This window comes from Enterobacter sp. BIDMC 29, assembly GCF_019378755.1.
Lineage (GTDB): Bacteria > Pseudomonadota > Gammaproteobacteria > Enterobacterales > Enterobacteriaceae > Enterobacter > Enterobacter ludwigii.
Window position 1 is genome coordinate 1,840,675 of the sequence record NZ_CP080000.1, and the last position, 7,694, is coordinate 1,848,368.

Here is a 7,694-nt window from a genome sequence, read left to right on the forward strand (position 1 = left end):
TTAACAGTTATAACTGCAACGTATCTCAAGGATTTGTCCTCATTATGACCCGACTGATTCGCCTGCTGCCCCTGGCGGCACTGGTTCTGACCGCATGTACCGTCACCCAACCTAAAGGCCCGGGCAAAAGCCCTGATTCACCGCAGTGGCGTCAGCACCAGCAGGACGTCCGCAATTTGAGCCAGTACCAGACCCGTGGTGCCTTCGCTTATCTCTCTGATGAACAAAAAGTGTATGCGCGTTTCTTCTGGCAGCAAACCGGGCAGGACAACTATCGCCTGCTGCTGTTAAACCCACTGGGCAGCACCGAACTGGAGCTTATCGCCAAACCGGGTGATGCGCAGATCACCGACAACAAAGGCCAGCACTATACCGCCACCGACGCCGAAGAGATGATCGGCAAGCTGACCGGAATGCCTATTCCGCTGAACAGCCTGCGCCAGTGGATCCTGGGCCTGCCGGGTGACGCGACCGACTACCAGCTTGACGACCAGTACCGTCTGAGCCAGGTGAACTACACCCAGAACGGCAAAACCTGGAAAGTGGTGTACAGCGCCTATGACAGCAACACCAGGCCTTCCCTGCCATCCAACATGGAACTGACCCAGGGCAGCCAGCGGATCAAGCTAAAAATGGACAACTGGATCGTTAAATGATGACCCACTGGCCTTCTCCGGCAAAACTGAACCTGTTTTTATACATCACCGGACAGCGTGCTGACGGGTACCATACCCTGCAGACGCTGTTTCAGTTCCTTGATTACGGCGACACGATCGCGATTGGCCCGCGTCAGGACGGCGAGGTTTGCCTGCTGACGCCGGTTGACGGCGTGGCGCATGAAGACAACCTGATTGTGCGCGCTGCACGTCTGCTGATGAAAGTGGCGTCGGACACCGGTCGTCTGCCGGCAGGAAGCGGCGCGGATATCCGTATTGAGAAGCGTCTGCCGATGGGCGGTGGACTGGGCGGTGGCTCATCAAATGCCGCCACCGTGTTGGTTGCCCTGAATCACCTCTGGGGCTGCGGATTATCTCAGGATGAGCTGGCAGCGTTAGGCTTAACGCTGGGGGCGGACGTCCCGGTCTTTGTGCGCGGTCATGCGGCGTTTGCTGAAGGGGTGGGCGAAATACTTTCCCCGGTCGAGCCGCCGGAAAAATGGTACCTGGTGGCCCACCCGGGCGTCAGCATTCCGACCCCGGTCATCTTCAACGATCCTGACCTGCCACGGAATACCCCGGTGCGGTCAATAGAAACGTTATTAAATTGTGAATTCAGCAACGATTGCGAGGTTATCGCAAGAAAACGTTTTCGCGAGGTTGATGCGGTGCTTTCCTGGCTGTTAGAATACGCGCCGTCGCGCCTGACTGGCACAGGGGCCTGTGTCTTTGCTGAATTTGACACCGAATCCGCCGCTCGTCAGGTGCTTGAGCAAGCGCCGGTTTGGCTGCATGGTTTTGTAGCACGTGGGATGAACACCTCCCCCCTACAGCAAGCCATTCTGGCGCAGACTGAGTTTCGGTGACAACGTCACCCTGTTCCAGACGTTGCATCGCGCTCTTTAATACACCGCCTGGATAGCATTTCGCCTGGCCCGCACAGTTTGCGGCGAACGCTATCCACCACTGGACGCATGCCTGAGGTTCTTCTCGTGCCTGATATGAAGCTTTTTGCTGGTAACGCCACCCCGGAACTAGCACAACGTATTGCCAACCGCCTGTACACTTCCCTCGGCGACGCCGCTGTAGGTCGCTTTAGCGACGGCGAAGTCAGCGTACAAATCAATGAAAATGTACGCGGTGGTGATATTTTCATCATCCAGTCCACCTGTGCTCCAACAAATGACAACCTGATGGAACTGGTTGTTATGGTCGACGCCCTGCGTCGCGCTTCAGCAGGCCGTATCACTGCTGTTATTCCTTACTTCGGCTATGCTCGTCAGGACCGTCGTGTCCGTTCCGCGCGTGTGCCAATCACTGCCAAAGTTGTCGCTGATTTCCTCTCCAGCGTTGGCGTTGACCGTGTTCTGACCGTTGACCTGCATGCAGAACAGATCCAGGGCTTCTTCGACGTTCCGGTTGATAACGTATTCGGTAGCCCAATCCTGCTGGAAGACATGCTGCAGCTGAATCTGGATAACCCAATCGTGGTTTCTCCGGACATCGGCGGCGTGGTACGTGCTCGTGCTATCGCTAAGCTGCTGAACGATACCGACATGGCAATCATCGACAAACGTCGTCCACGCGCTAACGTTTCTCAGGTGATGCACATCATCGGTGACGTTGCTGGCCGTGACTGCGTGCTGGTTGACGACATGATCGATACCGGCGGTACGCTGTGTAAAGCAGCAGAAGCGCTGAAAGAGCGTGGTGCCAAGCGCGTATTCGCCTACGCGACTCACCCGATCTTCTCCGGCAATGCAGTAAACAACCTCCGCAACTCCGTTATCGACGAAGTAGTGGTGTGCGATACCATCCCACTGAGTGACGAGATCAAAGCGCTGCCAAACGTGCGCACCTTGACCCTGTCCGGGATGCTGGCCGAAGCGATTCGTCGTATCAGCAACGAAGAATCTATCTCAGCAATGTTCGAACACTAATCGAACACGGCCGAAAAACCCGCTGCGGCGGGTTTTTTTGTCTCTGATATTTATTTGTATGATCAATGCCTCCTTCACCTGCCATTCATATGACAGATGATGCGCACACGGATGAGAGATAATTGTGAAACACGTAGCCTCCTCACATGTTCTTCCCTTTCGCGCCCTCATCGACGCTTGCTGGAAAGAGAAATACACCGCTTCACGTTTTATGCGTGACCTTATTGCCGGTATCACCGTCGGGATTATCGCCATTCCGCTCGCCATGGCACTGGCAATTGGCAGCGGCGTAGCACCGCAGTATGGGCTTTACACGGCGGCCGTCGCCGGGATTGTAATTGCGCTAACGGGCGGGTCTCGCTTCAGCGTTTCCGGCCCGACAGCCGCATTTGTGGTGATCCTCTATCCCGTTTCTCAGCAGTTTGGCCTGGCAGGCCTGCTGGTCGCCACCCTGATGTCCGGCGTCTTTTTGATCCTGTTTGGTCTGGCCCGTTTTGGCCGACTGATTGAATACATTCCCCTTTCCGTGACGCTGGGGTTCACCTCCGGGATTGGCATTACCATCGGGACAATGCAGATCAAGGACTTCCTCGGCCTGCAGATAGCCCACGTCCCTGAACATTACCTGCAAAAAGTCGGGGCGCTGTTTATGGCGCTCCCCACCGCCAACCCGGGCGATGCCGCCATCGGAATTGTTACCCTGGGCACGCTGATTATCTGGCCTCGTTTAGGCATTCGTCTGCCTGGCCACCTGCCCGCCCTGCTGTTGGGCTGTGCCGTGATGGCCATCGTTAATCTCTTTGGTGGCCACGTCGCGACCATTGGATCTCAGTTCCACTATGTTCTCGCTGACGGTTCACAGGGAAGCGGTATTCCTCAACTGTTACCGCAACTGGTACTGCCATGGGATATGCCGGGTTCCAGCTTCACCTTAAGCTGGGACTCCCTGCGCGCCCTTCTGCCCGCAGCCTTCTCAATGGCGATGCTGGGGGCCATTGAATCCCTGCTCTGTGCCGTCGTGCTGGACGGCATGACCGGCACCAAGCATAAAGCCAACAGCGAACTGGTTGGGCAGGGTCTGGGCAACATCATCGCCCCGTTCTTTGGCGGTATTACGGCAACAGCGGCCATCGCCCGCTCTGCGGCAAACGTACGTGCCGGGGCGACGTCGCCGGTATCGGCAGTTATCCACTCCGTGCTGGTGATCCTCGCCCTGCTGGTCCTCGCCCCGCTGCTCTCCTGGCTGCCGCTTTCAGCCATGGCAGCCCTGCTGCTGATGGTGGCGTGGAACATGAGCGAAGCACATAAGGTGGTCAATCTGCTGCGTCGCGCACCGAAAGACGACATCATCGTGATGCTGATGTGTATGTCGCTGACCGTGCTGTTCGATATGGTTATCGCCATCAGCGTCGGGATCGTGCTGGCCTCCCTGCTGTTTATGCGCCGTATTGCGCAGATGACGCGCCTTTCCCCGGTTAACGTAGAGGTACCTGACGATGTGCTGGTGCTGCGTGTGATTGGCCCGTTGTTCTTTGCTGCCGCGGAAGGTCTGTTCAGCGAACTGGAAACCCGTATCGTGGGCAAACGCATTGTGGTGCTGAAATGGGATGCCGTGCCGGTGCTGGATGCGGGTGGTCTGGATGCCTTCCAGCGCTTCGTTTCGCGTCTGCCGGAAGGCTGCGAACTGCGGGTGAGTAATCTCGAATTCCAGCCGTTGCGCACCATGGCGCGCGCTGGCGTGCAGCCGATCCCTGGCCGCCTGGCCTTTTATCCCAACCGTGAAGCCGCGTTAGCGGATCTGTGAATGCCCTGATGCAGAGAAACGTCTCTGCATCATCACGGCTATCGCCTGCTGGAGCCATGCAAGCACGGCAGGCGTCATCCATGTTCCTTTCATCAGATGCGGCTCCTGCTGCATGGCAACGCGAAACTTTTGCTGGGTTTCAGGATTCGTTCCCGCGTATGACTGGAACAATACACGCCAGTGTTCAGCGAGCATCTGCGCCTCACCGGAAGACGGGTCAAGGTTTTCCCGCTGCGCCTGATGCAATTTCGCTACCAGTGGCGGCCACTCCATCATGCGATCAAAATAGTGTGCGCGGGTAAAGGCCATCTCTTCTGCAGAGAGATACTTTTCCCAGATGGCAAGCTTCGATTCGGCAAACGCCCGCGTAATATAGTCAGTCATTTCCGCCGTAATACCCGTCTGCTCACGCATCTGCGGCTCGACGCTGTGCATCTCGTTCAGCCGGGTGAGAAATTCCGGCTTACCTGCTGTATCCTGCTCCAGGCGCGACATCCAGCGCGTCGCCAGATCCCTGGCACGGGGATCCGAAACGTCGATATTATGCTTCAGCAGGCTATTTGCCTCAGCAACCAGACCTGACCAGATATCCGCAAGTGCCTCCTTCTGTACGGCAAACGGCAACTGCTGTAACTCCTCTTTGCTAAACCAGCGTTCGTACATATTCATTAACTCCAGAGTCTGTAGCCAGGATTCCAGATTGGGTGCCGCATCGTCGTTAAGCCCGGTACGCAATTCCACCAGCCTCTCGCGCAGTGTCAGCATGCTGCGAAGTTGCTTATCCAGCAAACTGATTTGCGCATCGAGTAATTCGGTTAACGACAGCGACTCCTGTTTCAGAAAATCCCTGATTTCAGCAAGTTCCAGCCCGGCTTTTGCCAGCACCTGAATCATATGCAGACGTTGCACATCCGCCAGATTATACAGCCGGTAACCTGCCGCACTTCTGGCAGAAGGCAGTAACAACCCTGTTTGCTCATAGTGATGCAATGTTCGCACGGTGATCCCGGCACGTTTCGCGAGTTCACCCACCTGAATCAACATAACTGCTCCTTTTACTTTGCCAGTGGCACCACTCTGAAGCCTTACGTTACGTGAGGGTCAACCTTTCATGCAAAAAAAAACGACTCCATGAGGAGCCGTTTCGGTGTTCTTTCGTCGTAGCACGTTAGCTGTGTTTGTGCTGGTCCCTGCGGCAGCGCTTATCGTAATGGCGCACCCACCAGTATTTATCGCAGACTTCTTCATGACCACTCACGCGTGCACCGGCAAGCCATAGCACTGCACCAAGGAAGATACTCAATACCGCGCCATGCGCGAAGTATTGCGGAAGGTCAAGCTGCGGCAATTGGTTTAAAATTGAATAACCCACGCCAGCGACCATCACAAACAGTCCCAACCCCATCAGCACATTACCGAGTATCGAAGCGTTTTTGCGTTTCATATGTCACCTCCGGAAATTTGGGTTGTAAGGGGAAAAGCCCCTGATCCTTGTGTGTAAAGTATAGACAACGGCTCTTTTATGAGTTGCGTGAATGATCACATTTACAGATAACTCCCAGACAAAAGTTTACAAATAAGACATTGAACAGCTTGAAATTCTAATTGTTCAGATAAGTAATTATTCATATCTCGCGGTTCGGGCAGCAGAATTTTGTCAAGTGGCGCGTCAGACAGTAAACTACGCGCCAGATCTGGAACCCATTAGGAATTGAATCGTGACGATTAAACTGATTGTCGGCCTCGCGAACCCAGGCGCAGAGTACGCGGCGACCCGCCACAATGCCGGCGCCTGGTACGTTGATCTGCTGGCCGAACGGTTACGTGCTCCCCTGCGTGAAGAACCAAAATTCTACGGGTATACCTCACGTATCAATCTTGCTGGCGCAGATGTTCGTCTGCTGGTGCCTACCACCTTTATGAACCTGAGCGGCAAAGCTGTTGCAGCCATGGCGACGTTTTATCGCATTAACCCGGATGAAATTCTGGTGGCCCACGATGAACTGGACCTGCCCCCCGGTGTGGCAAAATTCAAACTGGGCGGTGGTCATGGCGGTCACAATGGTCTGAAAGACATTATCAGCAAGCTGGGCAATAACCCCAATTTCCACCGTTTGCGCGTGGGAATCGGCCATCCGGGCGATAAAAACAAAGTTGTCGGTTTCGTACTGGGTAAGCCACCGGTTTCTGAGCAGAAACTGATTGACGAAGCGGTTGACGAAGCGGTGCGCTGCACCGAAATCTGGCTGCAGGATGGCCTAACCAAAGCGACAAACCGCTTACACGCTTTCAAAGCGCAATAATCCGCCCGATACGGCTTTTTTACCGCGCGTGGTGCGGGTTACGTGTATAATAGGCGTAGTTATTTACTTTTCATCAATCGGTTATCGTTAACGGATTGATTATCAAGATATTAAGGTGATTTAGAAATGGGATTCAAATGCGGTATCGTCGGTCTGCCAAACGTGGGCAAATCCACCCTGTTCAACGCGCTCACCAAAGCAGGTATTGAAGCGGCGAACTTCCCGTTCTGTACCATCGAACCGAACACCGGCGTTGTGCCAATGCCCGATCCGCGTCTGGACCAGCTCGCGGAAATCGTGAAGCCGCAGCGCATTCTGCCGACCACCATGGAGTTCGTGGACATCGCGGGCCTGGTGAAAGGTGCATCCAAAGGCGAAGGCCTCGGTAACCAGTTCCTGACCAACATCCGTGAAACGGAAGCAATTGGTCACGTTGTCCGTTGCTTCGAGAACGACAACATCATCCACGTTAACAACAAAGTGGATCCGGCTGACGACATCGAGGTGATCAACACCGAGCTTGCACTGTCTGACCTCGACACCTGTGAACGCGCTATTCACCGCGTGCAGAAGAAAGCCAAAGGCGGCGACAAAGACGCGAAAGCAGAACTGGCTGCGCTGGAAAAATGTCTGCCACAGCTGGAAAACGCAGGCATGCTGCGTGCGCTGAAAAACCTGACGGAAGAAGACAAGGCGGCAATCAAATACCTGAGCTTCCTGACTCTGAAGCCAACTATGTACATTGCCAACGTTAACGAAGACGGTTTCGAGAACAACCCATACCTGGACAAAGTGCGTGAAATCGCGGCGGCTGAAGGTTCAGTGGTTGTAGCGGTTTGCGCTGCCGTTGAATCCGACATTGCAGAGCTGGACGACGCTGACCGTGACGAATTCATGGCCGAGCTGGGTCTGGAAGAGCCGGGCCTGAACCGCGTGATCCGCGCAGGCTATGAGCTGCTGAACCTACAGACCTACTTCACCGCAGGCGTGA

8 protein-coding genes are annotated in these 7,694 nt (G+C 55.1%); 6 read left to right on the top strand and 2 right to left on the bottom strand.

Features of this window, described 5'->3' with window-relative positions; genetic code table 11:
• Window positions 1-44: 44 nt before the first annotated feature.
• From lolB to dauA, 4 genes are all read left to right on the top strand, one after another.
• The gene (lolB, locus tag JTA15_RS08225) at window positions 45-656 is read left to right on the top strand and encodes a lipoprotein insertase outer membrane protein LolB (protein ID WP_219373096.1); all 612 of its coding nucleotides are present in this window, start codon (window positions 45-47) and stop codon (window positions 654-656) included.
• Entirely contained in the window at window positions 653-1,522 is an 870-nt protein-coding gene (ispE, locus tag JTA15_RS08230) for a 4-(cytidine 5'-diphospho)-2-C-methyl-D-erythritol kinase (protein ID WP_040017712.1), read from the top strand. Before lolB ends, ispE begins: the two co-directional genes overlap by 4 nt.
• A 126-nt stretch (window positions 1,523-1,648) precedes the next feature.
• On the top strand, window positions 1,649-2,596 hold the full coding sequence (prs, locus tag JTA15_RS08235; protein ID WP_003856663.1) for a ribose-phosphate diphosphokinase: 948 nt from the start codon (window positions 1,649-1,651) through the stop codon (window positions 2,594-2,596).
• Between the two features lie 124 nt (window positions 2,597-2,720).
• Entirely contained in the window at window positions 2,721-4,400 is a 1,680-nt protein-coding gene (gene dauA / locus JTA15_RS08240) for a C4-dicarboxylic acid transporter DauA (RefSeq protein ID WP_219373097.1), read from the top strand.
• Here the strand turns inward: dauA and JTA15_RS08245 are convergent.
• Together JTA15_RS08245 and ychH are read right to left on the bottom strand one after the other, a co-directional pair.
• Complete coding sequence (locus tag JTA15_RS08245; protein WP_219373098.1) at window positions 4,386-5,444, bottom strand: MerR family transcriptional regulator; 1,059 nt, start codon at window positions 5,442-5,444, stop codon at window positions 4,386-4,388. The genes dauA and JTA15_RS08245 overlap by 15 nt on opposite strands.
• 124 nt (window positions 5,445-5,568) lie before the next feature.
• The gene (gene ychH / locus JTA15_RS08250; protein ID WP_014170506.1) at window positions 5,569-5,844 is read right to left on the bottom strand and encodes a stress-induced protein YchH; all 276 of its coding nucleotides are present in this window, start codon (window positions 5,842-5,844) and stop codon (window positions 5,569-5,571) included.
• Between the two features lie 274 nt (window positions 5,845-6,118).
• Between ychH and pth the strand changes: the two genes are divergently transcribed.
• The gene (pth, locus tag JTA15_RS08255; protein ID WP_006175913.1) at window positions 6,119-6,703 is read left to right on the top strand and encodes an aminoacyl-tRNA hydrolase; all 585 of its coding nucleotides are present in this window, start codon (window positions 6,119-6,121) and stop codon (window positions 6,701-6,703) included.
• 126 nt (window positions 6,704-6,829) lie between these two features.
• Window positions 6,830-7,694: redox-regulated ATPase YchF (ychF, locus tag JTA15_RS08260; RefSeq protein ID WP_255580181.1), on the top strand; the 865-nt coding region annotated here is incomplete at its 3' end.

Bases quoted from the DNA above. Each gene is read 5' to 3' on its own strand.
- ispE (WP_040017712.1), top strand. From the start codon at position 653: ATGATGACCCACTGGCCTTCTCCGGCAAAACTGAACCTGTTTTTATAC.
- ychH (WP_014170506.1), bottom strand. From the start codon at position 5,844: ATGAAACGCAAAAACGCTTCGATACTCGGTAATGTGCTGATGGGGTTG.
- JTA15_RS08245 (WP_219373098.1), bottom strand. From the start codon at position 5,444: ATGTTGATTCAGGTGGGTGAACTCGCGAAACGTGCCGGGATCACCGTG.
- lolB (WP_219373096.1), top strand. From the start codon at position 45: ATGACCCGACTGATTCGCCTGCTGCCCCTGGCGGCACTGGTTCTGACC.